A 24,737-nucleotide genomic window follows, 5' to 3' on the forward strand; every position below is an offset into this window, starting at 1 on the left:
CGACGACCGTATCTGCCGCCTCGGGAGGCCAAGGGCCCGGCTATCGCCCGGCCAGCTGACGGTCGTGCGTTCCGCGCCAGACCAGCAAAGAAAGCACCGCGCCGCACAGGCAGAGGAACATGTCCCACTGGGTGTCCCAGACATCCCCTTGGGTACCGAGGAAGTCGTCCGCGCCAGAACCGGCGACGAGTGCGCTGGACCACTCCACCAGTTCGAAGCCGACGGCGATCGACAGGCAGACACAGACGGTCAGGAAGGCGACCCAGCCGCCGGGGCGCAGCGGTGTGCGCCGCAGCAGCACCTCGCGGACGGCGATCGCGGGGACGAAACCCTGGACGAAGTGGGCGAACCGGTCGTAGTTGTTCCGCTGGGTGCCCATCCAGGCCTGAAACCACTCCCCGGCCGGGGTCTCGGCGTAGGTGTACTGCCCGCCGTAACACAGCACGAACGCGTGCAGCACCAGCAGCCAGCAGAGCAAGCGGGTCAAGGGAAAGCGTTTGCGCAACGCCACCACCAGCGGCAGGCCGATCAGCACCCAGACGACTTCCAATAGCCACGTGCCGGGGGATTTCGCCTGGACGCCGGTCGCGACGAGTACCGCGAGCACCGCGCCGGCCTGCAGGGTCCCTTCCGTCCGGCCGACACCGCGCACCATGGAAGGGACCCTACTTCGACGGGCTCCGGCCCGCTCAGTTCAGCTTGCGCATGTCGGCTGGCAGGCCGCCGCCGGCGTAGACGTCCTCGGTGAGCTTCGCCAGCGCGGTGAGCGCGACGTTCTGGCTGAACGGCCCGTAGGACACGCGGGAGACGCCGAGCTTCTGCGCGGTGGCCAGCGGGATCGAGCCCGGGACGCCGATCAGGTTCACCTTGCGCTCGCCCAGTGCCTCGACCAGCCTGCCGACCTGGGTCTCGTCGAGTTTGCCGGGCACGAAGACGTTCGACGCGCCCGCGTCCAGGTACGCGCGGCCGCGGGTGATCGCGTCGGCCAGCACCTCCTCGGGGTCGCGGTCGCCCGCCCGGAGGAAGGCGTCGGTGCGGGCGTTGAGCACGAAGTCGACACCGGCGGCCTGAGCGGCGGCGACCGCGGCCTCGACGGCCTTGACGGATTCGGCCAGCGGCTTCATCTGGTCTTCGAGGTTGCAGCCGACCGCGCCGACCTCGATCGCGCGGGCGACCGTGCCGCCCGGGTCGCCGTAGCCCGCTTCCAGGTCGGCGGTGACCGGCAGATCGCCGGCCACCCGGACGATGAGGGCTACCTCGGAGATCATTTCGTCGCGGGGGATCACCTCGCCGTCCGGGTAGCCGCGGGCGGCGGCGATACCGTGACTCGGCGTGGCGAGCGCCTGGGTGCCAGGGGTTTCGGCGACGACCTTCGCGGTGATCGCGTCCCAGACGTTGACGACGAGCAGCAGTTCGGGGGCGGCGTGCAACTCCTGCAGCCGCGTGGCCTTCTCGGCGGTGGAAACCATGTCGCCAATCTAGAGGTTTCACCCGCATCACGACGAGGCGTTGAGTGGGCCGAACGTGTTACGCGCCGGGCCGGGGCCACGACTGGGAGGCGTGGCACGTTCGAGGGAGGCCCCATGGAGCTGACGATCAACGCCGCCGGCGACGAACAAGCGCTGACCGAGTTCTACAGCTGGCTTCGCGACGACGTCGACGTGGCGCGGTCCGCGACGATCAACCTCGCGGGATCGCCGGACTCGGGGGCCTTCGAGGTCATCTGCATGTCCATCGGTTCCCTCACCGGGCTGGCGAATCTGGGGATCGCTTGGGGCGGCTTTCTGCGCTCCCGCGAGGAAACCCCGCCGTTCACCATCACCGTCGAGGGCGAGCTGACCGCGGAACAACGCGCCATGCTCCGGAACCTGGATCTGCCGTTCTCCTGACGGCTCAAGCCCCGGTTCCCAGCCACCGCAACGTTTCCAGCGCGACGGCCACGTCAACCGCGTTCTCCGCCAACGGCCGGGGGAGCAGTTCGTCGGCCCGCGCCAGCCGCCGGACGACGGTGTTGCGGTGGGTGTAGAGCCGTTCCGCGGTCCGCGTCGTGTTGCCCAGTTCGTGCACGTAGGTCCGCACGGTCTCCCGGGTCTCGGTGTCGGCGTGCCGGAGTTCGCCGAGGGTGTCGGCGATGAACTCGTCCGCCTGCGCCGGATCACCGGTGAGCAGCACGAGCAGCTGGATGTCCTGGTACCGCGCGATCTGCCGCGGCGAGGTGAGCCGGGCGAGCATCCGCTGGGTGGCGGCGGCGTCCAGATGGCTGCGGCGGAACCCGTCGATGCCGCTGCCGGGCCGCCCGAGCGCGACGCGGACGTCGGGATGCGGTGCGAGGTCTTCGGCGAGCCGGTCGGTGTGAGGCGGTGTCCGGCCGGGCAGCCAGACCCACAACGCGGCGGCGCTCGCGACGACAGTCAGCCGGTGTGAAGCGCCGCTGGCCCGCATGAGCGTTTCCGCGGCGGTTTCGAGCTGCTGCGACGACGGGGTGACCGAGCCGCTCCAGACGATCGCGGCCGTATGCGGGCCGGCGAGTGGGTAGCCGAGCTGGGCTTCGGCGCGCGAGCGGCTGATGGGCGCACCTTCCAGCAGCAGCGTGACGGTCGCCCGCCGTTCGGCGTGGGCGCCGCGGGTCAGCTCCGTGCGTTCGGCGGCCATCCGCTCCGAAACCGCGGAGACGGTGTCCTCGATGAACGTGGTGATGGACAGCGACGAGACGTCGAGCAGTTCGCGGAGCAGCACCGGATCCGACGTGAGGTCGAAACAGATCTCGATCCACCTGCGCCAGGCCACCCCCTGCGCCCGCCGGTAGGCGTCGAGGCCGCCGGAGTCGAAGCCGCGGCGCACCATGTCGCGGGCGCCGTCGAGCACCTCCTGGTTCAGGTTGGCGGAGACGCGTTCACCGGGACGCTGCACGTTGGCGGCCGCCCAGTGCAGCAGATTGGCCAGGTTCGCGCGTTTGGTCCCCTCGGTGAGCACCGGGTCCTCGGCGACCGCGCGCATGCTGTCCCCGCCGAGGGAGGCTTCGTGCAGCTCCTCGATCCATTCGGCGCGCGGATGCAGCACGATTTCCGCACCCTGGCGGAAGAGGTCACGGGCCTCGGGGGACAGCGTCGGCCACGGCGATGCGGCACTTTGCACCATGAATGCATCATGATGGTGCAGATAGTGCTAGCGCAAATCCCCGCCGGACCCGCATCGTGGAGAGAACCGAGACGAGGCTGGAGTACCGCATGACGACGAGCACACCCGTCGAGCACCTCGACGTGGTCATCATCGGTGCCGGGATTTCCGGGATCGGGGCCGCGCGCTACCTGAAGACCGAGAACCCGGGCAAGACGTTCGCCATCCTGGAGGCCCGCGGCACGTCCGGCGGCACCTGGGACCTGTTCCGCTATCCGGGCATCCGGTCCGACTCCGACCTCCATACCTTCGGCTACGAGTTCAAGCCGTGGCGGGACAAGCAGTCGATCGCCGACGCGCCCCGGATCCTGTCGTACCTGCGCGAGACGATCACCGAGAACGGCATCGAGCCCAGCATCCGCTACCACCACAAGCTGCTCTCGGCCGCCTGGTCGAGTGACGAGGCGCGCTGGCTGCTGGAGATCGAGCGGACCGACACCGGCGAGCGCACCCGCCTCAGCGCGGGCTGGCTGTTCAACGCTGGCGGCTACTACCGCTACGACGAGGGCTTCACCCCGCGCTTCGAGGGCCGCGACCGCTTCGCCGGCACGATCGTGCATCCGCAGCACTGGCCCGAAGACCTCGACTACGCGGGCAAACGCGTCGTCGTGATCGGCAGCGGCGCCACTGCGGTCACCCTGATCCCGGCGATGGCGGGCACCGCGGCGCACGTGACGATGCTGCAGCGCACCCCGACCTACGTGATGCCGGTGCCGCGCGAGGACAAGATCGCCAACGGCCTGCGCAAGATCCTCGGCGAAGAGCGGGCGTACGCGCTCACCCGCCGCAAGAACATCCGCAAGGGGCTGGCGGTCTGGCAGTTCTGCCAGAAGTTCCCGAAGACCGCCCGCGGGCTCATCCGCTACGTCAACAAGAAGCAGCTTCCCAAGGGCTATCCTGTCGACGAGCACTTCAATCCGCCGTACGACCCGTGGGACCAGCGGCTGTGCGCCGTGCCCGGCGGCGACCTGTTCGCCGCGATCCGCAAGGGCAAGGCCGACGTCGTCACGGACAAGATCGCGACCTTCACCGAAAAGGGGATCCTGCTCGAATCCGGGCGGGAGCTGGAGGCGGACATCATCGTCACCGCCACCGGCCTGAACCTCCAGGTGTTCGGCGGGGCGACGCTCAGCGTCGACGGTAAACCGGTGATCCTGCCGGAAACCGTCGCGTACAAGGGAATGATGCTCTCCGATGTGCCGAACGCCGCGTTCGCGATCGGCTACACGAACTCGTCGTGGACGCTGAAGATCGGCCTGCTGTGCGAGCACTTCTGCCGTCTGCTGACCCATATGGACACCCACGGCTACGACGTCTGCCGTCCCGTCCTCGCCGATCCGGACATGCCGACGAAGCCGTTCCTGGACTTCGCCGCGGGATACGTGCAGCGCGCTCTTGACCAGCTCCCGCGGCAGGGTGACCGCATGCCGTGGCTTACGTCGATGAGTTACCACTCGGACATCAAACTGCTGCGCGCGGAGGACATCACCGATCCCGAGCTGCACTTCTCCCGCGCCAAGGTCCGTGAGGCGGTGGGCTCGTGACCGACAGCTTCGCCGACCTGCCCGGCGGCCCGCGGCTCTGCTACCGCGAGGACGGCCCGGCCGACGGGGTGCCGCTGGTGCTGATCGCCGGCCTGGGCCTGGACCTCACGTCGTGGCCGAGGGAGATGATCGACGGTTTCACCCGCCGCGGCTTCCGGGTCGTCCGGTTCGACAACCGCGACGCGGGCTGTTCGGATCGCATCAAGGCGCCGAACCCGGGCAAGCTCCGGCAACTGCTGGCCAAACCGCTGCCCGGCGCATACGACCTGGGCGACATGGCGGCGGACACCGTCGGCCTGCTGGACCACCTGGGCATCGAGAAGACGCATCTGGTCGGCATGTCGATGGGCGGCATGATCGCCCAGACCGTCGCCGCCCGGAACCCGGATCGCGTCCTGTCGCTGACGTCGATCTTCTCCACCACCGGGCATCGCCGCGTCGGACAGCCGGCGAAGTCGACGTTGGTGCGCATGGCGAGGCGGCCCGCCCAGACGGTCGAAGAGTCCGTGATCGGGCACCTGTCGCTGATGGGCCACCTCGGTTCGGCCTCGTTCCCGCTGGACAAGGACGTCGAAACGGCCTGGGCCGAGGGACTGTGGGAACGCGCCGGGGGACGGCGCGCCCGCAGCGGTATCGCCCGCCAGATCGGCGCGATCCAGGCAAGCGGCGACCGCACCGCCGAACTCGGCCGCATCACCTGCCCGACGGTCGTGGTCCACGGCGACACCGACCGCATGGTCCACCACAGCGGCGGACGGGCGACCGCCAAGGCCATCAGCGGTGCCCGCTACGTCGAAATCCCCGGAATGGGGCACCACATCGCCCCGGACCTCGTCGACCGGCTCGTCGAGCTCACCGCCGAAGTGGCCCTCGATCCGGCAGGAGAAACCCGATGAGCGGCGTTCGCGGCAAGGTCGCCGTCGTCACCGGCGCCGGTTCCGGCATCGGCCGTCAGCTGGCGCTCGAACTCGCGCGGCGTGGAGCCCGGCTCGCGGTGTCCGATGTGGACGAAAGCGGGCTGGCCGAGACCGTCGCCGAGGTCAAGGCTCTCGGCGCGGAAGTGCAGGGCGCGACGCTGGACGTCAGCGACCGCGCGGCCATGCGGGAGTACGCGACCACCGTCGCCGGGCAATTCGGTGTGGTGCACCAGATCTACAACAACGCGGGGATCGCCGGCGGCGGGCAGACCGTGCTCGACGCCGAATGGGAACTGTACGACCGCACACTCGCGGTCAACCTCTTCGGCGTCATCAACGGCACCAAGGCCTTCCTGCCGCATCTGATCGACTCCGGCGACGGCCAGGTCGTGAACATCTCCAGCCTCAACGGTTTCCTGGCCCAGCCGACGCTCAGCGCCTACTGTGCCAGCAAGTTCGGTGTCCGCGGGTTCACCGAGGCGCTGCGCACGGAGATGATCGCGGGCAGGCATCCGGTGCGGGTCACGGTCGTCCATCCGGGCGGCGTCAAGACCGGCATCGCCTCGGCGGCGTTGAAGGAAGCCGAGGCCCGTGGTATCGAGCCCACCCCCGAACAGCGGGAACGTGTCCGCGTGTACAACGAAAAGCTGCTGAAGATGCCGGCGGATCAGGCCGCTCGCATCATCGTCGATGGCGTCGAAGCGGGGAAACCGCGTGTGCTCGTCGGAAACGACGCGAAACTGGTCGACCGGCTCGTCCGGCTGCTCCCGCGGCGGTATCCGAAACTGATCGTCGACTTCGAGCGGCGGCGTCTCGCCCGCTAGCCCTCGACGCTCCGGTGCCCGAACAGGCCGAGCAGCCAGGTGTAGCGGACGGCTTCGCGTGCCTGCTCGTAGGCCTCGGGAGTGCCGATCCAGATGGCCTGCGTGATCAGCTCGATGGTGGCGGCGACGACCGTCCGCGCGGTGAACGGCGGCGGTGACGGCAGCGCGGGATCGGTGGCGCGCAGCCATTCCGCCGTCCGGTCGAAGACGGCTTCCCCGGCACGCAAGGTCTTCTCGCGTGCTTCGAGCCCCGCGTCGCCGAGCGCGTAGATCTCCAGCAACGCGGCGCGGACGGCGGTAGGACGCCGATGCACGTAGTCGACGAGGAAGTCGCAGCAGACGGCGACCGCGTCCAGTGGAGTGGCGGCCTTGGCTCCCGCGGCGACACCTTGCGTGATGAACTCGGTGGTGATCTCGCGGTAGGCGGCGAGGAACGCGTCCTGTTTGCCGGTGAACTGCTCGTAGAACGAGGTCCGTGACACGCCCGCGGTGGTGGTGATGTGGCCGACGGTGGTGGCGACGTAGCCGCGTTCGCCGGTGTTCTCCAGAACCGCGTCGATCAGCCGGGCCCGCTGGGTTCCGGCGACCTCGTCGCGGCTGAGGTTGTGCGGCCCCTTCGGCAGCTTGCGGTGCTCGGTCACGTGCGGCACCGTACCGGTCCCCGAAATCCGTGAAGGCCTCCTTGAGGGACCCAGAGTCCCTTAAGGAGGCCTTCACGGACCGAGCGGTCAGCTGACCGGCACCTCCGGGGCGAGGGAGTTGCCGGGCGCGATCTTCCCGCAGCTGGACGGCGCGGCCTTGCCCGCGAACCGGTCGTTGAGCCAGCCGATGGCCTGCGGCGCCCAGGCGACGGCCGCCCCGACGTGGCTCAGCAGGTTGTACTGGTCGTACTTGATCGACTTGTTGCCGGTTTCGCAGTACTGCCGGGCGAGCGATCGCACGTCACCGGCGACCATCACGCCGTCACCGGTCCCGATCCCCGGCGGATTGCCGAAAGTGCCTTCCACGACACCGTTGTTGCCCTGCGCGATGTAACCGGGCACGGTGGGCGTCGGCGCGGAACCGAGGTTGATCTTGTTCACGGCCTCGACGTACGGCAGCACCTTGTTCGGGTTCGTGTACTCGGGCTTGACGAATTTCTCCCACGTCAGGCCCGGATAACGGCCGAGCGCGTCGACGATCGACGCCTTCTCCATGTCCTTGAGCACCTGGAGCCCGTACGAATTCGCGTACGGCTTGAGGTCGATGCCGAACGACCGCGAGACCCCGATGAGCGCCATCGGAATGACCCCGGTCCACGCGACACTCCCGTTGACGTATTTGAGATTGTGCGACGGTTTGACGAGCACTCCGCCTTCGGTGAAACCGACGAGGTTCTTGTTGACCTCGGGCGCGTAATCCGGCGCGAGCGCGGCCGCCCAGCCGGTCGCGATGGCACCGCCCGAATAGCCGATGAGACCGAACCGGGTCTTGTCGTTCATTCCCGTCCCCGGCGACCTCGTCGCGGCGCGGATGGAATCGAGGGTGTTCGTCCCGTATTCCGGCCCGGCGGCGAAGTTCGCCTTCTGGCCTTCGGTGTCTGGGATGACGACGTTGTAGCCCAGCAACAAGGCGGGCGCGATGAACAGCGACTCCGCGTTGGCGATGAGTCCGCCGAGCGAGACGCCGCCGGCGATCGCCCTCGACGGGCCGTGTTCGGGATTGAGCGAATCGTAGAACGATTGGTACGAAACGGCTTTGGTGCTGTCGCCGGTCAGGCTGCGCAGCACCGAGGTGACGTTGGCGGACGGCTTCCCCTGCGCGTCGGTGGACCGGTAGAGCAACTGGGTCACCTTGAGCGGCGTGGAAATACCGAGGACGTGGTAATTGAGCGTCCTGGTCTTCAGCACGGTGCCGGGGCTGTACGAAGACAACGGTTCGCTGCCGTCGTAGCTGTAGAACGGGTCGGTGGCGGGGGCGGCGGAGGCGGCGGGCGCGGCGGCGAAACCGACGATGAGGGCGATCGCGACGGCCAGCAGACGAGCGGGCTTTCGGGTCATGACTCCCCTTTGAATCATGAAGTGGATCACGTTTGGATTCCCGGAACCTACCAGCCGGTAACCGATGGTGTACAGGGCCGTACATCATTTATTGGCGCGACATTGACACTTCTTTCGCTCCGGTTTGGACGGAGCACGGCTCGGACAGGGTGCGGGTTGTGATCCAGCACAAAAGCGGCAGCGCGATCAGTGGGATCAAGGCCGTCCGCAGAGACGTGTGGTCGGCGATCGTCCCGATGACAGGGCTCGCGAGACCGCCGATGCTGACCGTCAGGCCGAGGGTGACGCCGCTGGCGGTGCCGACCCGCGTGGGCAGATAGTCCTGGGAGAGGGTGATCTGCAGGGAGAACGGGATGTACAGGCTCACCGCGGCCAGCAGGACGAACGGGAAGAACGCCGGGCCGGGTACGAACACGACTCCCGCGACCGTGACGACGGTGGCCAGATACGACCAGCGGACCACGGTGACCCGGCCCCGGCGTCCGGCCAGCCTGCTGCCCAGCAGGGTGCCCACGGCGCCGCCGAGATAGAGCAGGAACAGCGCGGCGCTGCCCGTCGTCGTGCCGCCTCCGGTCCGCTGTTGGGCGTAGAGCGAGACGAACGTGCTGAGCCCGACGAACACGATCGACCGGAAGACGACCGACACCGACAGTTTCGCGAACGACCTCCAGTCGTCGACGCCGACGACGTCCGATCGCGAGCCGCCGGCGCCTGCCTTCCGCGTGAGGGCGCGCAGCACGGGCAGGCAGAGCACGGATCCGGCCAGCGCGGGGACGACAAGCAGCGGTGACATCCGGAGCCCGCCCAGCGCCATGACCGCGGCCACGAGTACGGGGGCGGCCGCGAAGCCGATGTTCCCGCCGACGGAGAACCAGCCCATGGCCTTGTGCCCGCCGCCGCCCGCGATCCTCGCGACCCGGGCGGCTTCGGGGTGATAGGCCGCCACCCCGATTCCCGACACGGCGACGAAAGCGAGTGTCAGTGTGTACGAATCGACCAGCCCGCCGAAGCCGATGCCGAGTCCGCCGAGGAGCGTGGCCGACGGCAGCAGCCACGGCATCGCCCAGCGGTCGGTCAGCGCGCCGAACAACGGCTGGGCCACCGACGAAAGCAGCGAGGCGGCGAGCACGATGCCCGACACCGCCGCGTATCCGTAGGCGCGTTCGGCCGCGAAGAACGGCACCAGCGCGGCCACCGAACCTTGATAGACATCCACACAGGCGTGCCCGGCCGAGAGCAGGGCGATCGCTTTGATCTTCGGCATTCCGCCATGCTCGCCGCGGGCCTCGGTGTCGCGCTTCCGATAAAATGACAAACAATGACGGAAATCCGCCACCTGCCCGAAGCGCCCACCCAGGTCCGGTCACTGGCCTCGGGGGCGATCGTCGACGCGCACCGCCACGACGAGCATCAAGTCGTCTACGCCGCCCGCGGCGTACTGGCGATCACGACCGACAAGGGCTCCTGGGTCGCGCCGGCCACGAGGGCCATCTGGGTGCCTGCCGGGACCGTGCACGCCCATCAGGCGCACGGCGACCTCGAACTCCGCCTCGTCGGCCTGCCCGCGACCGTGAACCCGTTGCGGCTGAACGAACCCAGCGTGCTGGCCGTCGGCCCGCTCCTGCGTGAACTCCTCCGCGCGTACACCGATCCGCCGCACGACGACACCCCGGAACGCCGTCGGCTGCGCGCGGTCCTGCTCGACCAGCTGCGCGCGTCGCCGCAGCAACCCCTGCACCTGCCGACGCCGGACGACCCGCGGCTGCGCGCACTGTGCGAGATCCTCAGCGCCGATCCGGCCGACAACCGGACACTGGCCGCCCTCGGCGCCCGGGTCGGGGCGAGCGATCGCACCCTGGCCCGGCTCTTCAAAGCCGATCTCGGCATGACCTTCCCGCAGTGGCGCACACAATTGCGGCTCTACCGCGCGTTGGCCCTCCTGGCCGAAAACACTCCGGTCACCGCGGTGGCGCATGCCTGCGGCTGGTCGTCCACCAGTGCCTTCATCGACGTCTTCCGTCGCGCCTTCGGGCATACGCCGGGCACGCACTACGACCGGTGAACACCAAAGCGGGGCCGGTCCACAATGGACCGGCCCCGCTTCGCTTCGCTTCTTACGCCTCGCTACGGCGACGGCGCACCAGCAGCACCATCAGCACACCCGCGCCGAGCAGCGCGCCGCCGATCACCAGCGGCATGGTCGCGGAGGCACCGGTGTTGGCCAGCTCGTCGCCGCCACCCGACTCGGCACCACCGGGGGTGGTGGGCGCCGGGGTGTCGGTGGCGGGCGCGCCACCCTGCTTCCAGGCCGCGGTCGCGTTCGCGACGACCGAGGTCTTCTCGGATTCCGCCACGATCAGGGACTGCGCGGGCACCTTGGCGTAGTTCTCGCCCACGAACAGGCGACCGGTGTCGAGGTGGCCGCTCACCTTCAGCGAGAACGAGCCGTTGCCGTCCTTGGCGTCCTTGGGAACGTCGACGTAGACCTTGGTGCCGTCCTTGATGGCGGCGGCCTTGATCTCCTTGCCGTCGGCGTCGGTGACCTTGACGCCCTCGGGCAGCTTGCTCGTCATCTCGGTGATGTCGCCGTTGGTGGCGATGCTGAACGGACCGATCTTGGAGCCGGTCGCGCCCGAGGCCTTGGCCGGGCCGATGTCGAGGGTCGGCTTCGGCTGTGCCCCGATGCCGACGTTCTTCTCGCCGGTGAGGTAGTCGTAGACGGCCAGCACGTCGGCGGACTCTTCGGCGCTCTCGAACGGCAGCGGCTTCTTGCGGTCGAGGTTCTTGCCGTCACTGAAGTGCCAGACGGCGGCCTGCGTCGCGGTCACGGCTTCCTGGACCGACAGGCCGTCGGTCAGCTTGACGTCCTTGCCGAGCGCGCCTTCGAGCGCCTTCACGGCGACGGCCGGGTAGCCGTGGTGCAGGACCCAGTTGATCTTCGAGTTGTTCTTGTTGAACGGCGAAGCGGCGTCCGGGTACTTGTTCCACGGACGCTCGATCATGTCCTGATCGGTGCGCATGCCGACCTCGACCTGCACGCAGTACATCTTGAGCTTGCTGCCGTCGGAGAGCTTCAGCCCGAACAGCTTCGTGACGTAGTGCTGCCCGCCCTCGAAGTTGACGCTGAAACCCTCGGTGCCGGAACCTTCGACGACCCGGCCCCGCGCCGCGCCGTCGTCGGCGAGGGCGGCCGGAGCGGCCATCGTCAGCGCGACGGCCGCGGTGGCGACCGCGATCCCGCCGCGAACCAGAACTGACCTGCCGTGCATGTGTCTCCCATCCGAAATACGGACCACGAATGCCAGTGCCGCGTGCGACCACAGGCCCCGACCGCAACGGCTCGCCCGGATGGGGGATGACTAATCCCATCGAGCGAGAGCGGAGCATACAGAAGTCACACAAGTGGCTACTCGGGGGTATGGCTGATGTCCGAATTGCCCTGAAAGAAGGGTGAACGGCAAGAAAACGATCTTGGGCGAGTAGACGACCGCGGGCCCGGTGGTGGTCACGCTCCGTGTGAGGGGTCCGCGCTCGATCGCCTGCCGGAAATCAGGTGAGTGCGGGCCTTCGGATTATTTCCGGTGCTATTCTTCCGCGGCGGCTGATTTCCGTTCTTGATTTCCATTGTCGCGGTAATGGAAGTGGTGGAGATCACTGTATGTGGCGACGACGTCGGCGCCTCCTGCGAACAGGCGTATCCGGGGCTCGGAGGGCCGATGTCTTGGTTCTTTCGGGTAGATGTTCCGTGCGCGACGGGAGCGACGCCGCTCGGCGAGGTAGACAGGGAGGTTCGGGCATCGCCGGGAGTTCGCGGGTGAGGCGATTGCGCGGACGAAAGAAAACGGTCGTGTGGGGAGGCACGAGCATGCGATCTTCGACGCGTGAACCACGATTCTGTTCATCGTGGATTTCCGTTCTCGAACGGGATGAATCGCGGCCGCGCAATTCGCGCCCGGATCGCCGCCCGCCGGGGTGCGGTCATGGGAGATGACCTCGGCACGGTGGCCGTCGCCCGGTCACCCTCCGACACCCCCGTTCCCCGTCAGTTGCCTCCGGTACCCGCGTATTTCACCAGCCGGACCGCGGAACTCGAAGCGCTCGACTCGGCCGCCGCCGGTCAAGAGGACGACTCGGCCGACCGGTCGCCCGCGGTGACCGTGGTGGTCGGGCCCGGCGGCGTCGGCAAGACCGCGCTCGCGGTCACCTGGGCGGTCCGGAACGCCGGACGGTATCCGTCGGGTCAGCTTTACGCGGATCTGCGCGGGTTCTCACCGGAGACGGCCGTGCCGCCCGAGGAGGCGCTCGGAGCGTTCTTGCGCGCGCTCGGCGTCCCTCCGGAACGGGTGCCGGTCGGGCTGGCCGAGCAGGCGGCGCTGTTCCGGACCACCACCGCGGGGATGCGGCTGCTGCTGGTGGTGGACAACGCGATCTCGGCCGCGCAAGTGCGGCCGTTGATCCCGGCCTCGTCGGGATGCGTCGTGGTGGTCACCAGCAGGCTGCGGCTGGACGGTCTGCACGCGGAGGGCGCGCGATTCGTCGACATGGCGCCACTTCCGGAGGAACACGCCGTCGAGCTGTTGACGCGATCGGTGGGCGAATCGAGGGTGGCGGGCGAGCTTTCGGACGTGACGAGGCTGGCGGCACTGTGCGGACGGCTGCCGATCGCGCTCCGGGTGGCGGGCGCGAGGCTGGCGTCGCGGCCGAAATGGCCGGTGGCCAGGATGGTGGCGGAGCTCCGTGACGAACGGGTGCGGTTGACGAAGCTGTCGCCGGTGGGTGAAGCGTCGTTGACGGCCACCTTCGACTCGTCCTATTCGGCGTTGTCCTCGCACGCGGCCAGGCTCTACCGGTTGCTCGGCGAGTACCCGGGACCGACGATCGAGGTGGGAGCGGCGGCCGCGGCGGCAAGGGTCTCCGAGAACGAGGCCGCGGACGGGCTCCAAGAACTGGCGGACGCCAGCCTCCTCGAGGAAGTCGGAGAGCGCGGTTACCGCTTCCACGATCTGGTGCGGTTGCACGCGCGGGCGCTGCCGGACGACGAACGGCTCGAAGTCGTCGCCCGGATCGCGGACTGGTATCTGCACCGGATGACGCGGGCGAACCTGGTGGTGATCCCGATGCGCTGGCGGGTCGGCACCGTGCGCGCCCGGTACGAGGGCGCGCCGGCGTTGTTCGACACGGGCGCAGAAGCCCTTCAGTGGCTGGACGAACGGCTGCCGGACATCATCGAGGTGCTCGAAGAGACGTCCGCGCTGGGGCAGGACGAACTCGCCTGGCAACTGTGCGAAGCCCTCTGGGAACTCTTCCTCTATCGCAAGCACTATCAGCTGTGGCTCCGGACGCACGAGGTCGGCGTCGCCGCGGCACACCGGTGCGGCCACGCGGTCGCCGAAGCCCGGTTGCGCTGCCAGCTGGCCCGCGCCCACCTGGATCTGGGACGGTTCGAAGCCGCCGAAAGCGAATGCCTGAAGGCCGCGGAGCTGGCCAAGGGCGCCGGAAGCCGGCACAACGAGTCCGTCGCCCTGGACCAGCTGGGCATGGCGGCGCAAGGCCGTGGCGACTTCGAGCGGGCGGTCGAGTTCTTCGGCCAGAGCCTCGTGATCGAAGGGGAACTCGGGATCGACCGCGGCGTCGCCCAGCGGCACCGCCGGATCGGCGAGGCGTTGCTGCAGGCGGGCCGGACCGCCGACGCCGCCCGGCATCTGCGTCTCGCGCAAGAGCTGTTCGACGACATCGGCGATGTGAAGGGCGAGGCCGAGGTCACCCTGTCGCTCGCGCGGATCGACGCGCGGGCGGGCGAGATCACCGCGGCGAAACGGGAACTCGCCCGCGCCGCCGCGGTGCTCGACGAGTCAGGTTCGGCCGCCTATCAGTCCGATGTGCTCGTGGCGTTCGCCGAGGTCGCTGAGCTCGAGGGTGATTTCGGTGCCGCCCGTGCCCGGCTGACCAAGGCTCTCGACCTCTGTGGCCCGACCGGCGGGCTGCGGGCGGAGCGGGCCCGCGCTCGGCTGGAGGCCTTGGCCGCGCGGCGCGACCATTCGCAGCAGCCGGAGCCGACGGCCGGCGAGTAGCCACAGATAGGCCCCCGCGCCCGCCAGTTCGGCGGACACGCACGCGACGACGACCACGTCTCCCGTGCGGTCGCCGACGAGACAGCGGCCGGGGGAGTACGCGACGGCGACGATCGTGAGTCCGGGCAGCCGGTCGAAGTCGCTCGCGATCACGGCGCGGGCGTCGGCGACCGCACACGGTCCTGAGTGGACGAGCACGTCGGCGAGGGACGCGCGGGTTCCGCCGTTCGCATCGGACAGGAGGAACGAGCTGCCCGCTACAGAGGCCGCCACGGCAGCACCTCCGCCATCCGCACCGGGGACACCGGGACCGCCCTGGTGGGCTCGGGCAGGCCGAGGAGCCGGTACATCTCGGTGCGCAGGATCGCGCCGGTGCGGCCCGGCCGCGACGAGAGCAACTCGCGGACCTGCCCGGCCACGCCGATGGATTCCGCCTCGTGCAGCAAAGGCAGAAGGGAACTGCCGGGCGTCCACCGGGGCGCGTGCCCGGCGACGACCGCGCTGGGCGTGCCCGGCAGCAACGGTTCGGTGCCGTCCCCGGCCAGGAGCACCGGTTTGCCGATGCCCGCCGCGTAGCCGGTCACGGAACCGTAGTCGCCGATGACGTGGTCCGCGGCGATCAGGGCGGCCCGCCAGCTCCCTTCGGGGCGCAGAAGCTCGAGCCCGGACCGCAGGCAGTCGGCCAGCCAGGTTCGGATCTGCCAAAGGCTGTGGTGCGACCAGATCTGGGGGTGAAGGACGCCGAGTACCCGGAAGTGCTCGGGCGGGAGTTCGCCGAGTACCCGCTCGAACAGGTCGTGGTGACGGCCGAAGGCCGACCGGTCGGACCAGGTCGAGGTGACGACCACCAGGCGCCGGTCGTCGGTCACGCCGAGCCCTCGCCGGTAGTGATCGCGAAAGGGAAGGCTGGCGGTGAGCCGGTCCAGCGCGATGTCGCCCGCGACGACGGCGGCGGGCACCGCGCGAGGGCAGGTCTCGGCCAGGACGTCCAATTCGCGGTCGTGGACGAGCACGATCGAGTCGGCGCGTACCCGCCCTTCCCGCATCAATTGGCTCGCGTCGAGCCCGACCTCGGGGCTCCAGCCGGGGCCGGCACCCGGAGGCCGCAATGGCCGGTACTGGCCGAAACCGCCGCCGTGCGGAACCAGCAGGACCGGTCCCGAGACTTCGTCGATGCCGCGCTGGCTGGCGGCGAGGACGAGGTCGTACGCGCCGCGCTTCGCCTGCGCCCAAGGGAGGACTATGCCGCCTTGCGCCTCCACGAAGTCGTGCGTGGCACGCCAGGATTCCCATTCCGGGACGGTGAACACCGCCTGGACGCGGTGGTCGGCTTCGAAGAGCGGCAGCAGATCGAGGAGCCGGTTCCCGGCGACGATATGCGGGATCATCACCAGCACGGATTTGACGCCCTTGCGTGTCGCCCAGTGCTGATCGGAATCGCCCACCGGGCCGCGGACCCACGATGACTCGGTCATGAAATTCCCCTCGCTCGAACTCCGGTATCCGCAGTCAGCATGGGAGCGAGCGTGGAGAAAACGGCTTCGGCGGGTGGTCAGTTCATTGACAGATGATCAACGGTGATCGCCGAAGTTTGACAATTAAGCCGGTGACCTGGCCTTATGCGCGAACGGGTGGAAAAATGATCCGGCGGGACAGGGGTGGCGAACCCGGGTTCGCCATGGGGAAGGGGCGCACTCGTGGAAATCGCTTTCGGAATTCTCGGGCAGACGGCCATGCTAATGCACGGGAATGTGGATGTGAACTGGGCGGGGCCTCGGCCGAGGCAGGTGCTGACCGCTTTGCTGACGGCGCCGAACCGCCGATTGCCGCTGGACGTCGTCGTGGACTGGGTGTGGCCGGAGCACGAGGGCGCGCCACAGGACGCGCATTCGACACTTCACCAGAACGCTACGAAGCTGCGCCAGGCTTTCGACAAAAACACTGTGCCCGCGAAGGTGAGTGTAAGCAAAGCCGGTTGCCTGCTGGAGATCGAGCCGGCATTGATCGATCACTTCGGCTTCCAAGCCATGATGGACAAGGCCCGCCGGTTCCGTGAACTCGGACAGCACGATCGCGCGCTCGTCGAAGCGCTTTCCGCTGTCCGGTTGTGCCGGGACGAACCCTTGGCCGATCTCCGGACCGAGCGTGCCGACGCATGGCGTGCCTTATGGGAGCGCACTGTGTGGATACCCGCCAACGGATTCGTCGTGGCGGAGCAATTGGCGACCGGAAAAGCCGACGCCGCGGTGCGAAAACTGGCGGAACTCGAACAGGCGCATCCGGGAGAACTGAGTTTCGAGAAATTGAAGATCCGGGCGCTGGCCGAAGCCGATCAGCCCGCCGAAGCCGCCGACTTCTTCCGGGTGACGTATGCCCGTTACCGGGAGGCGGGGGAGACGAGCGCCGCGGACGAACTGCGGGCGGTCAACGACAAGGTGCTGATGCGGCCGGAACGGGTGGTGCCCCGGCGCAAACCGGCTCCGCTCGATCCCGCGAACCAGAACGAACACGTGATCCGGCATTTGCCGCCGGACGTCGACGATGTCGCGGGAAGAGTCGATCTGATCGCGCTGCTCGACGCTTACACGACCGATTCCGCGGGTGCGCCGAAACGGGCCGCGGTGGTGGTGACCGGAGGACCCGGGGTCGGGAAGACGACTTTGGCGGCGAAATGGGCCCATCGCGCGGAACGACGGTACCGGCACGGCGCGGTCATGCTGGATCTGCGCGGGGACAGCCAGGCCGCGAAGGCCGACGCCGGCGAAATAGTCGACACACTCTTGTCGTTGCTGGACTTCCCGGTCGACCAAGTGGTCAACCCGATCGCCCGCGCCGCGAAACTGTCCGCGCTGCTCGCCCGGCGCTCGATGCTCGTGATCCTCGACAACGTGCGCAGTTCCGATCAGGTCGCGCCGCTGCTGGGCGTCCTGTCGTCGTGCACGGTACTGATCGTCTCGCGATGGCGCCTGAAATCCTTGTCGGCGAAGCTGACTCCGCCGGTGATCACGGTGTTCCCGCTCGCCGACCAATACTCCTCAGCTCTGCTGACCCGGCGAATCGGTCACCGCGCGCGAGACGACGCGGAGGGAGTCGAAGAGCTGGTGCGGCTCTGCAACGGTAATCCGTTGGCGCTGACCCTTGTGGCCGAACGGGCCATCTCCCGGGCGGGCACGCGGATGCGGACCTTGGCGAGCCAGTTGCGCGACGCCGACCTGTTGCTGGACCTCGGCGACGAGGGGGACTGGCCGGGGATGAGCCTGAGGTCCGCCTTCGCTCTTTCGTATCAGGACCTCGAACCCGCCGAGCGGCGTGTGTTCGCCCTGATCGGCCTGCACCCGAGCGCCGAGATGACCACCGCGGTGATCGCCGCCGCGGACGGGCGCCCGGCATCGGAGGTGCGGCGCTCACTCGACATACTGGTCGCCGCGCATTTGATCGAACATCCTGCCGACCTCGACCGCTATCGCGTACACGACCTTCTCCATCTGTACGCCGCGTCCCTGGCCACTCAACTGTCCGATGTGGACGCTGCTATACGGAGAATGTCCGAATACTACTTGCTCATGGTTTTCGACGCGTATCGGCTGCAGTATCCCCACAAGGTCCCGCCTGACCTGCCGGACATTTCCCTGGAAGTGGCTCCGCCCGGATTCGGCGACGCCGTCGAGGCGCGGCAATGGGTTCTGCGGGAAAGAGTGGCGTTGCTCGCCGTGGTCGCCATGGCCGAAGAGTTTCACCTGTATCCGATAGCCTATACCATTCCGGCGCTGGTCACGGAATTCCTGCTCATGCAAGGAGATTTCCCCGAGGCCGTCGAAGGTTTGACCATCGCGGTCCGGTCGGCGGCGGCTCAAGACGAGGTGGCGCCATGGGCATCGTGTCTGAATGACCTGGCCGTGGTGCACATGCTGGCGGGTGATGATGACAAAGCGGAAGATTGCCTTCTGCGAGCGTTGGAATTGGTCGACGCGCACGGGATCTTGATCGGCAGGGTGACGGTCTTGCTGAATCTGGCACGCGTTCATCTGCACGCCGGACGCGCGGCCGAGGCCGCCGGAATGTATCGAGAAGCGCTGCCGCTGACTCGCAAGCTGGGAGAGCCGACCCTTTGTGCCAGCGCCGAACACCGGCTCGCCGACGCGCTGAGCGAAATGGACGGCCAGGAGCAAGAAGCTCTCGATCTGTATCGGAGCGCCTTACGGAGCCGGGGCGCGGCGGGTGACGCCACAGCGCTGATGCGAACGCATATCGCACTGGCAGCCCTGTTGGTTCGCTTGGGGCGACTGGCGGAGGCGGACAAGGAGTGCCGCGCGGCCTCGGCCCTGATCGACAAGAGCCAGGACCTCCCTGTGGTCATGAAACTGAATACGGTCCTTGCCCGGCTGCGGCACGCGGAAGGGGACGATCGGGCGGCACTGCGGCATGCGCACAAGGCGGTCGGGTTGGCGGATCGATCACAACACGCGACGGGGCAGGCGCGTGCGCTGTCCGTCCTCGCGCAGATCGTTTGCGACCACGGGAATCCTGAGGCCGCTCGGAGCCTGTGGGAAGAGGCCGCGGGGCTGTATCGCGGTCGAGCCAAGTGGTCCAAGGCCGCGGCGATCGAGGCCTTGCTGGCGGAACTCGACGCGCGTGGGCCGCTTGTCCCGTCGGCTCGTGAAGGGGACACCGTGGCGATGCCTTCTCCGCATCTCCGGATCCTGCCCGGAAGACGGAGTTGAGAGGGCGGCGAGTAGAGCTACGCCAGAGATACTGCGCAGTAGGCACTAGATGGTGTGAATAATCTGCCTTGCTTGCTACGTGGAGACTCTGAATGCCTGGGTGTCGGCACTCGCAAGTATGAATTCACGGCGGTTGGCAGGGCCTTGTCGTCACCTTCTGATCAGGTCGCGTGCGTCTGCTCGCAGGCAAGGCGGATGAGGTCATGGCTGTGGACCCCCGTGGCGTCGGCGCGGTCCACTTCCGGGTCCCCGTTTGCGGCCCGGATAATCCGGCCGCGCAAGGCAAACCTGCTGTTCAAGCCTTCGTGTGGCGTGTCGTTGAAGTCAACGGGACCGGGGAGGTCGGGTCGGCGCGTACGGGTGATCCGCAGCCGCTACGCTGCTGTCGTCTCATCGCCCCACGGATAGGTCAGATCGAACGCGCGCCGGTGATCCGGCCTTTTTTCGGAGCGTTTTGATCCGCCCTCGTCCGAGCTTTGAGACTTCCATTAACGCAAGCCGAGTGAGGAGCGGTCAACCTATGCCGAACCACATGGACTGGTGGATCGTTTACAGCACGTTGCGGGGGCAGTAGTTCTCGTCGCGAGCCTTGCTGGTTCTCCGGGCGGATGTACCGCTCGGAGAACCAGGTGAGCGTGGCTAATGCCGCCCTCTCGGGCGGAGGACCACGCCTTCTGCCAGGAGAATCCGCCTCGTCTGGCTGTAGGTCATGCCATAGGTCTCCGCCAGCTGCCGAATGTTTCGGCCCGACAGATAGGCGTGGACGAGTCCCGGCGGTGTCGGCGGTAGCCGGACCTTCGGCGGCCGGAGTGTGACGCCGGCTTCCAGCAGGGTGGTGCGTACCTTTCGGTAGCTCACGCCGAGGTCTTCGGCGAGGCCTTCGATCGTCTCGCCCTCGTGATAGCGGCGGACAAGCTCCGCGGGGGCGAGTGGAGCGCCCCCTTGGGCAGTATCCTCACCGGCTTCGTCATCGGTCACCAGATCATCGCCGCCCCGTACAGCTGATCGGTTGTTCTCCGACAGGACGAGTCCGGTGATCCAGGCCCGCCCGATCTTTCTAGACAACTGCACGTCACCACAGGGCTGCACCGCTACTTGTGTGTACTTGCCCGGATGTGGGCAGGTTCACCTGCAGGACGGGTGATGTGCGGTCACGTGCGCGCCGGAAAGAAACCAACGAAAACCTCGCGGATGGAGGTACCGCCGCTCCGCCGACCGCTGTTGAATTGGACCAGACCATTCACTGGCGATTGGAGTCCTCATGACGCGACGGCACCTCCGCCGGGGGTTGTCCCTGGTGGCCGGGCTCGCCTTGGCCGGGACGCTGCTCCCGGCCGCGAGCAGCGCGGAGACCCAGGAAGCGCGGGGTGTTCCGCTCGGCGAGCTGACCGCCACGGCGACCAAGGTCGCGTCCGGGCTGGTGAACCCGACCGCGATCACGGCGCTCGACGACGGGAGCGGCCGGATCCTCATCGTGGAGAAACGAGGGGTCGTCCGCGCCTACCACCCCAGGACCGGGCTCGCCGCCAAACCGGTCCTCGACATCAGCGACAAGGTGAACGGCGCGGACGTCGAGCGCGGGCTGCTCGGGCTCGCGATAGCCAAGGACAGGCGGGCTTACGTCGCGTACACCCGCAAGTCCGACAGCGCGGTGACGTTGTCCCGGGTCCGGTTCGACACCGGCGAGCTCACCGAGCTGATCACCCAGCCGCACGCCGAGTTCCCCAACCACAACGGCGGACAGCTGGCGTTCGGTCCGGACGGCTACCTGTACTGGGGGATCGGCGACGGCGGCGGGGGCGGCGATCCGCTGGCCAGCGGGCAGCGGCTGGACACGCTGCTGGGCAAGATCCTGCGCGTCGACGTCAACCGCGCGTGCCGTCCGCTGAAATACTGCGTGCCGCCGGGCAACCCGTTCGTCGGCGTCGCGGGCGCGCGGGCGGAGATCTGGTCGTACGGGTTGCGCAATCCCTGGCGCTTCTCCTTCGACCCGGCCGACGGCTCGCTGTGGATCGGCGACGTCGGCCAGGGCCGCTTCGAGGAGGTCGACCACCTCGCCAAGGGCAAGGGCGGCGCGAACTTCGGCTGGTCCTGCAAGGAAGGGCCGGTCGTGTTCGACGAAACGCGGTGCAAGGAGGGCGTGACCTACACCGAGCCGGTCTTCCACTACATCTCCGGCGCGGAGGGCTGCGCGGTGATCGGTGGGCACGTCTACCGCGGCAGGAAGTACGCCTCGCTGGCGGGCGGGACCTATCTCGCCACCGACTTCTGCCAGGGAACGGCGTGGGCCGTCCGCAAGAAGACCGACGGCACTTATGAAAGCGCCAAGATCGGCCAGTTCCCGCTCGACGCCACCACGTTCGGCACCGATCAGAACGGCGAGCTGTACCTGGCCGACGAGACGCCCGGCGGGCTGCACCGGATCTCGTTCGCCCGCAAGGGCTGAACCGGCTTCCCCTGCCGCGTCCGCCCGGCGCGGCAGGGGGTCTTCCGGCGCACCGGATCGCGTTTCATCAAGTTTTCATCCTTCCTCCATAGCTTTGGGTTCGTTCGATGAATTCAGTGATGGAGGGCGACGTGGAGCAATCATTCCCACCCCAAGGCGCGCAGTGGCCGCCGCCGCAGGGCTGGGTCCCGCAACCGGTACCGGCGCCGCCCGTCCGGAAACCCCGGTGGCCGCTGTTCGCCGGGATCGCCGGGCTGGTGGTGGTGCTTCTCGCGGGTCTGACGACCTGGTTGCTGTGGCCATCGAACGCCGGTCGTGAACCCTTCGAGCAGGCACTGGCCGGGCTTTCCTCGGCGCCCGCCGTCCGGAACAGCACCTCCGCGGTCGGCGGGATGATCGAGACGGACGTCAAGACCACGGCGTACGGCGAGACGTCCGGCACGATGTCCTTCCAGGGCAAGAAGATCGAAATCCTGGTCGTCGGCGGCAAAGTGTTCTTCAAGGCGCCCGACGGGATGCTGCCCGGGGCGTCCGCGGACTCGGCCGAGGAGCTCAAGGACCGGTGGATCACCGGCGAGGACGAGCTGTTCGGCCCGGTCCTGCAGCAGTTCGAGTCCCCGGAGAAGCTCGCGAACCGGTTGCGCGAGGCGCTGGAGCGGGCGGACGAGATCACCGAGGGCCCGAGCATCCGGGACGTCCCGTCGCTCAAGGCGAGCACGCCCGCCGGTGATCTGTACGTGTCGAAGGAGGCGCCGCACCGGCTTCTCCGGTACTCGGTGAAGATGCCCGGTGGCATGCCTTCCCTGCCCGGCGCGGGGTCGCAACCGCAGCTGCCCTCGGGTGCCGGCCTCGGTGACTCCGATGTGGACGCCTTGTCGCCGCAGGAGACCGACGCCGTCTACGAGGAACTGACGTCGAACACCAAGAAGCTGACCGGTGCCGTCAATACCGGCGTGCGGTTCGACATGGACGGTGCGGCCACGGTCGCGTGCAGTGCCTCGGGCTGCACGGTGACCGCGAACGTCACCAGTTCCGCCTCGGCGAGTGGCGGGAAGGTCACCGGCCAGGTCAACGCCACGATGACCGCGAACGTCACCATCGGCGGCCGCTCGGCGGGCAGTTGCCGGAACACGGCCACACTGCCGATGAACGGCTCCGGCTCGATCAGCTGTGTCAACGGCGGGGCCGGCGGCGTCTTCTCGGCCGTCGAGGCGGAGAAGAAGGCGGACGCGGAGGCCCGGTCGCGAGCGTCGGGCGGCGTTCCCGTCCAGTACCAGATCGAGAGCATCGCCTCGGTTTCCGTGCTGGCCGAAGCGATCGGGCAGGTCGAGATCACCCGGCTCGTGGACGAGTTGGGGCAGCGGAGGTCCCAGCTCGGCGGCAAGTAAAAGAAACAGCGCCGGGCGTACGGCTTCGATGCCGCGCGCCCGGCGCTTTCGCGTCCCGTCTATTCGGGTCAGTCCGTACCGGATTCGATCGCGGCGTGGTCGAGCAGTTCGTCCTCGCCCGAGGCCTTGCCGCGCGAGGCGATCGCTTGCGCGCCGCCCGCGTCCATCGCCCCGATCAGGCCGGTCGACGCGGCCTGCGCGGCGCCGATCAGCGTCGGGTGCCCGCCGCCGACCATGCCGAGCCCGGCGTACTGCTCGAGTTTGGCGCGCGAGTCCGCGATGTCGAGATTCCGCATGGTGAGCTGGCCGATCCGGTCCACCGGGCCGAACGCCGAGTCCTCGGTGCGCTCCATGGACAGCTTGTCCGGGTGGTAGCTGAAGAACGGGCCGGTGGTGTCGAGGATCGAGTAGTCCTCGCCGCGCCGCAGCCGGAGGGTGACCTCGCCGGTGACGGCCGCGCCGACCCACCGCTGCAGCGACTCGCGCAGCATCATCGCCTGCGGATCCAGCCAGCGGCCTTCGTACATCAGCCTGCCGAGACGGCGGCCCTCGTTGTGGTAGCTGGCGAGGGTGTCCTCGTTGTGGATCGCGTTGACGAGCCGCTCGTACGCCGCGTGCAGCAGCGCCATGCCCGGCGCCTCGTAGATCCCGCGGCTCTTGGCCTCGATGATCCGGTTCTCGATCTGGTCGGACATGCCGAGCCCGTGCCGTCCGCCGATGGCGTTGGCCTCCAGGACCAGGTCGACCGCGGTGGCGAACTCCTTGCCGTTGATCGTCACCGGGCGGCCCTGCTCGAAGCCGATCGTGACGTCCTCGGGCGCGATCTCGACCTCGGGGTCCCAGAACCGGACGCCCATGATCGGGTTCACGATCTCGATGCCGGTGTCGAGATGCTCCAGCGACTTGGCCTCGTGCGTCGCGCCCCAGATGTTCGCGTCGGTGGAGTAGGCCTTCTCGGTGCTGTCCCGGTAGGGCAGGCCGTGGGCCTGCAGCCACTCGGACATCTCCTTGCGGCCGCCGAGCTCGCTGACGAACGCGGCGTCCAGCCACGGCTTGTAGATCCGCAGGGACGGGTTCGCGAGCAGGCCGTAGCGGTAGAACCGCTCGATGTCGTTGCCCTTGAAGGTGGAGCCGTCGCCCCAGATCTGGACGTCGTCCTCGAGCATCGCGCGCACCAGCAGGGTGCCGGTGACCGCGCGGCCGAGCGGGGTCGTGTTGAAGTAGGTGCGGCCGCCGTTGCGGATGTGGAAGGCGCCGCAGGACAGCGCCGCGAGACCTTCCTCGACCAGCGCGGCCTTGCAGTCGACGGCACGCGCGATCTCGGCGCCGTAGGCCTTCGCCCGGCCCGGGACCGACGCGATGTCGGGTTCGTCGTACTGGCCGATGTCAGCGGTGTAGGTGCACGGCACTGCACCCTTCTCGCGCATCCACGCGACCGCTACCGAGGTGTCGAGGCCGCCGGAGAAGGCGATCCCGACGCGTTCGCCGACAGGCAGAGAGGTGAGTACCTTGGACATGATGGAAGTATATGCATAGGTGTGTATGACCATGCAAGCCGGGGTGAGCGGCGCAACTCGGGTGGGTGGTCGCGTGGGTCGTGAGTGGCGATT

Annotated in this window: 19 protein-coding genes; 9 read left to right on the plus strand and 10 right to left on the minus strand. The window is 68.3% G+C overall.

The genetic code is table 11. The features are described from left to right. Nucleotides 1–40: 40 nt before the first annotated feature. Together AVR91_RS08050 and AVR91_RS08055 are read right to left on the minus strand one after the other, a co-directional pair. A complete protein-coding gene (locus tag AVR91_RS08050) occupies nucleotides 41–655 on the minus strand; it encodes a DUF2238 domain-containing protein (RefSeq protein WP_063273432.1) in 615 nt (204 codons plus the stop codon). Nucleotides 656–689: 34 nt separating this feature from the next. Continuing rightward, complete coding sequence (locus tag AVR91_RS08055; RefSeq protein ID WP_063273431.1) at nucleotides 690–1,469, minus strand: isocitrate lyase/PEP mutase family protein; 780 nt, start codon at nucleotides 1,467–1,469, stop codon at nucleotides 690–692. 114 nt (nucleotides 1,470–1,583) lie between these two features. Here AVR91_RS08055 and AVR91_RS08060 point away from each other — a divergent pair, with 114 nt between their 5' ends. Continuing rightward, complete coding sequence (locus AVR91_RS08060) at nucleotides 1,584–1,889, plus strand: effector-associated constant component EACC1 (protein ID WP_063273430.1); 306 nt, start codon at nucleotides 1,584–1,586, stop codon at nucleotides 1,887–1,889. A gap of 4 nt (nucleotides 1,890–1,893) precedes the next feature. Here the strand turns inward: AVR91_RS08060 and AVR91_RS08065 are convergent, their stop codons facing one another. Further along, nucleotides 1,894–3,138: a PucR family transcriptional regulator gene (locus tag AVR91_RS08065; RefSeq protein WP_063273429.1), complete on the minus strand. Its 1,245-nt coding sequence runs from the start codon at nucleotides 3,136–3,138 to the stop codon at nucleotides 1,894–1,896. An 89-nt stretch (nucleotides 3,139–3,227) separates the two neighbouring features. On the opposite strand from AVR91_RS08065, the gene AVR91_RS08070 reads away from it, so the two are divergent. The 3 genes from AVR91_RS08070 to AVR91_RS08080 are packed head-to-tail and all read left to right on the plus strand — an operon-like array spanning nucleotide 3,228 to nucleotide 6,462. After that, nucleotides 3,228–4,721, plus strand: coding sequence for a flavin-containing monooxygenase (locus AVR91_RS08070; RefSeq protein WP_063273428.1), 1,494 nt, complete (start codon nucleotides 3,228–3,230; stop codon nucleotides 4,719–4,721). Next, nucleotides 4,718–5,617 (plus strand): alpha/beta fold hydrolase, encoded by a 900-nt coding sequence (locus AVR91_RS08075; RefSeq protein WP_063273427.1) that lies wholly within the window; start codon nucleotides 4,718–4,720, stop codon nucleotides 5,615–5,617. The genes AVR91_RS08070 and AVR91_RS08075 overlap by 4 nt, the downstream gene beginning before the upstream one ends. Beyond that, complete coding sequence (locus AVR91_RS08080) at nucleotides 5,614–6,462, plus strand: SDR family NAD(P)-dependent oxidoreductase (RefSeq protein ID WP_063273426.1); 849 nt, start codon at nucleotides 5,614–5,616, stop codon at nucleotides 6,460–6,462. Before AVR91_RS08075 ends, AVR91_RS08080 begins: the two co-directional genes overlap by 4 nt. On the opposite strand, the gene AVR91_RS08085 is transcribed toward AVR91_RS08080, so the two are convergent. From AVR91_RS08085 to AVR91_RS08095, 3 genes are all read right to left on the minus strand, one after another. Continuing rightward, nucleotides 6,459–7,103 carry a TetR/AcrR family transcriptional regulator gene (locus AVR91_RS08085; RefSeq protein ID WP_228708346.1) on the minus strand — a complete coding sequence of 215 codons (645 nt, stop codon included), beginning with the start codon at nucleotides 7,101–7,103 and terminating at the stop codon, nucleotides 6,459–6,461. The two genes, AVR91_RS08080 and AVR91_RS08085, sit on opposite strands and share 4 nt — an antisense overlap. A gap of 87 nt (nucleotides 7,104–7,190) precedes the next feature. Next, the gene (locus AVR91_RS08090) at nucleotides 7,191–8,501 is read right to left on the minus strand and encodes a lipase family protein (RefSeq protein WP_063273424.1); all 1,311 of its coding nucleotides are present in this window, start codon (nucleotides 8,499–8,501) and stop codon (nucleotides 7,191–7,193) included. An 88-nt stretch (nucleotides 8,502–8,589) separates the two neighbouring features. Next, nucleotides 8,590–9,765, minus strand: coding sequence for an MFS transporter (locus AVR91_RS08095; RefSeq protein WP_063273423.1), 1,176 nt, complete (start codon nucleotides 9,763–9,765; stop codon nucleotides 8,590–8,592). Between the two features lie 54 nt (nucleotides 9,766–9,819). Here AVR91_RS08095 and AVR91_RS08100 point away from each other — a divergent pair, with 54 nt between their 5' ends. Continuing rightward, nucleotides 9,820–10,563: an AraC family transcriptional regulator gene (locus AVR91_RS08100; protein ID WP_063273422.1), complete on the plus strand. Its 744-nt coding sequence runs from the start codon at nucleotides 9,820–9,822 to the stop codon at nucleotides 10,561–10,563. Between the two features lie 52 nt (nucleotides 10,564–10,615). Here AVR91_RS08100 and AVR91_RS08105 read toward each other — a convergent pair whose 3' ends face one another. After that, entirely contained in the window at nucleotides 10,616–11,770 is a 1,155-nt protein-coding gene (locus AVR91_RS08105) for a thioester domain-containing protein (RefSeq protein WP_063272686.1), read from the minus strand. Nucleotides 11,771–12,481: 711 nt separating this feature from the next. On the opposite strand from AVR91_RS08105, the gene AVR91_RS08110 reads away from it, so the two are divergent. Next, nucleotides 12,482–14,572, plus strand: a complete 2,091-nt coding sequence (locus tag AVR91_RS08110) for a tetratricopeptide repeat protein (RefSeq protein ID WP_063272687.1) — start codon at nucleotides 12,482–12,484, stop codon at nucleotides 14,570–14,572. A 257-nt stretch (nucleotides 14,573–14,829) separates the two neighbouring features. Here the strand turns inward: AVR91_RS08110 and AVR91_RS08115 are convergent, their stop codons facing one another. Continuing rightward, nucleotides 14,830–16,047: a hypothetical protein gene (locus AVR91_RS08115; RefSeq protein ID WP_063272688.1), complete on the minus strand. Its 1,218-nt coding sequence runs from the start codon at nucleotides 16,045–16,047 to the stop codon at nucleotides 14,830–14,832. Nucleotides 16,048–16,269: 222 nt separating this feature from the next. Here AVR91_RS08115 and AVR91_RS08120 point away from each other — a divergent pair, with 222 nt between their 5' ends. Beyond that, nucleotides 16,270–19,293, plus strand: coding sequence for an AfsR/SARP family transcriptional regulator (locus AVR91_RS08120; RefSeq protein WP_063823117.1), 3,024 nt, complete (start codon nucleotides 16,270–16,272; stop codon nucleotides 19,291–19,293). A gap of 639 nt (nucleotides 19,294–19,932) precedes the next feature. Here the strand turns inward: AVR91_RS08120 and AVR91_RS42745 are convergent. Next, nucleotides 19,933–20,271, minus strand: a complete 339-nt coding sequence (locus AVR91_RS42745; RefSeq protein WP_076857281.1) for a helix-turn-helix domain-containing protein — start codon at nucleotides 20,269–20,271, stop codon at nucleotides 19,933–19,935. A 283-nt stretch (nucleotides 20,272–20,554) separates the two neighbouring features. Between AVR91_RS42745 and AVR91_RS08130 the strand changes: the two genes are divergently transcribed. Together AVR91_RS08130 and AVR91_RS08135 are read left to right on the plus strand one after the other, a co-directional pair. Next, nucleotides 20,555–21,739: a PQQ-dependent sugar dehydrogenase gene (locus tag AVR91_RS08130; RefSeq protein WP_063272690.1), complete on the plus strand. Its 1,185-nt coding sequence runs from the start codon at nucleotides 20,555–20,557 to the stop codon at nucleotides 21,737–21,739. Between the two features lie 131 nt (nucleotides 21,740–21,870). Then, the gene (locus tag AVR91_RS08135; protein WP_228709153.1) at nucleotides 21,871–23,127 is read left to right on the plus strand and encodes a type I-U CRISPR-associated protein Cas7; all 1,257 of its coding nucleotides are present in this window, start codon (nucleotides 21,871–21,873) and stop codon (nucleotides 23,125–23,127) included. 68 nt (nucleotides 23,128–23,195) lie between these two features. On the opposite strand, the gene argG is transcribed toward AVR91_RS08135, so the two are convergent. Further along, nucleotides 23,196–24,644, minus strand: a complete 1,449-nt coding sequence (argG, locus tag AVR91_RS08140; RefSeq protein WP_016332537.1) for an argininosuccinate synthase — start codon at nucleotides 24,642–24,644, stop codon at nucleotides 23,196–23,198. Between the last annotated feature and the right edge of the window lie 93 nt (nucleotides 24,645–24,737).

This window comes from Amycolatopsis keratiniphila subsp. keratiniphila, from assembly GCF_001620365.2.
Taxonomy (GTDB): Bacteria; Actinomycetota; Actinomycetes; order Mycobacteriales; family Pseudonocardiaceae; genus Amycolatopsis; species Amycolatopsis keratiniphila.

Bases quoted from the DNA above. Each gene is read 5' to 3' on its own strand.
- AVR91_RS08050 (WP_063273432.1), bottom strand. From the start codon at position 655: ATGGTGCGCGGTGTCGGCCGGACGGAAGGGACCCTGCAGGCCGGCGCG.
- AVR91_RS08055 (WP_063273431.1), bottom strand. From the start codon at position 1,469: ATGGTTTCCACCGCCGAGAAGGCCACGCGGCTGCAGGAGTTGCACGCC.
- AVR91_RS08060 (WP_063273430.1), top strand. From the start codon at position 1,584: ATGGAGCTGACGATCAACGCCGCCGGCGACGAACAAGCGCTGACCGAG.
- AVR91_RS08065 (WP_063273429.1), bottom strand. From the start codon at position 3,138: ATGGTGCAAAGTGCCGCATCGCCGTGGCCGACGCTGTCCCCCGAGGCC.
- AVR91_RS08070 (WP_063273428.1), top strand. From the start codon at position 3,228: ATGACGACGAGCACACCCGTCGAGCACCTCGACGTGGTCATCATCGGT.
- AVR91_RS08080 (WP_063273426.1), top strand. From the start codon at position 5,614: ATGAGCGGCGTTCGCGGCAAGGTCGCCGTCGTCACCGGCGCCGGTTCC.
- AVR91_RS08090 (WP_063273424.1), bottom strand. From the start codon at position 8,501: ATGACCCGAAAGCCCGCTCGTCTGCTGGCCGTCGCGATCGCCCTCATC.
- AVR91_RS08095 (WP_063273423.1), bottom strand. From the start codon at position 9,765: ATGCCGAAGATCAAAGCGATCGCCCTGCTCTCGGCCGGGCACGCCTGT.
- AVR91_RS08100 (WP_063273422.1), top strand. From the start codon at position 9,820: ATGACGGAAATCCGCCACCTGCCCGAAGCGCCCACCCAGGTCCGGTCA.
- AVR91_RS08105 (WP_063272686.1), bottom strand. From the start codon at position 11,770: ATGCACGGCAGGTCAGTTCTGGTTCGCGGCGGGATCGCGGTCGCCACC.
- AVR91_RS08110 (WP_063272687.1), top strand. From the start codon at position 12,482: ATGGGAGATGACCTCGGCACGGTGGCCGTCGCCCGGTCACCCTCCGAC.
- AVR91_RS08115 (WP_063272688.1), bottom strand. From the start codon at position 16,047: ATGACCGAGTCATCGTGGGTCCGCGGCCCGGTGGGCGATTCCGATCAG.
- AVR91_RS08130 (WP_063272690.1), top strand. From the start codon at position 20,555: ATGACGCGACGGCACCTCCGCCGGGGGTTGTCCCTGGTGGCCGGGCTC.
- argG (WP_016332537.1), bottom strand. From the start codon at position 24,644: ATGTCCAAGGTACTCACCTCTCTGCCTGTCGGCGAACGCGTCGGGATC.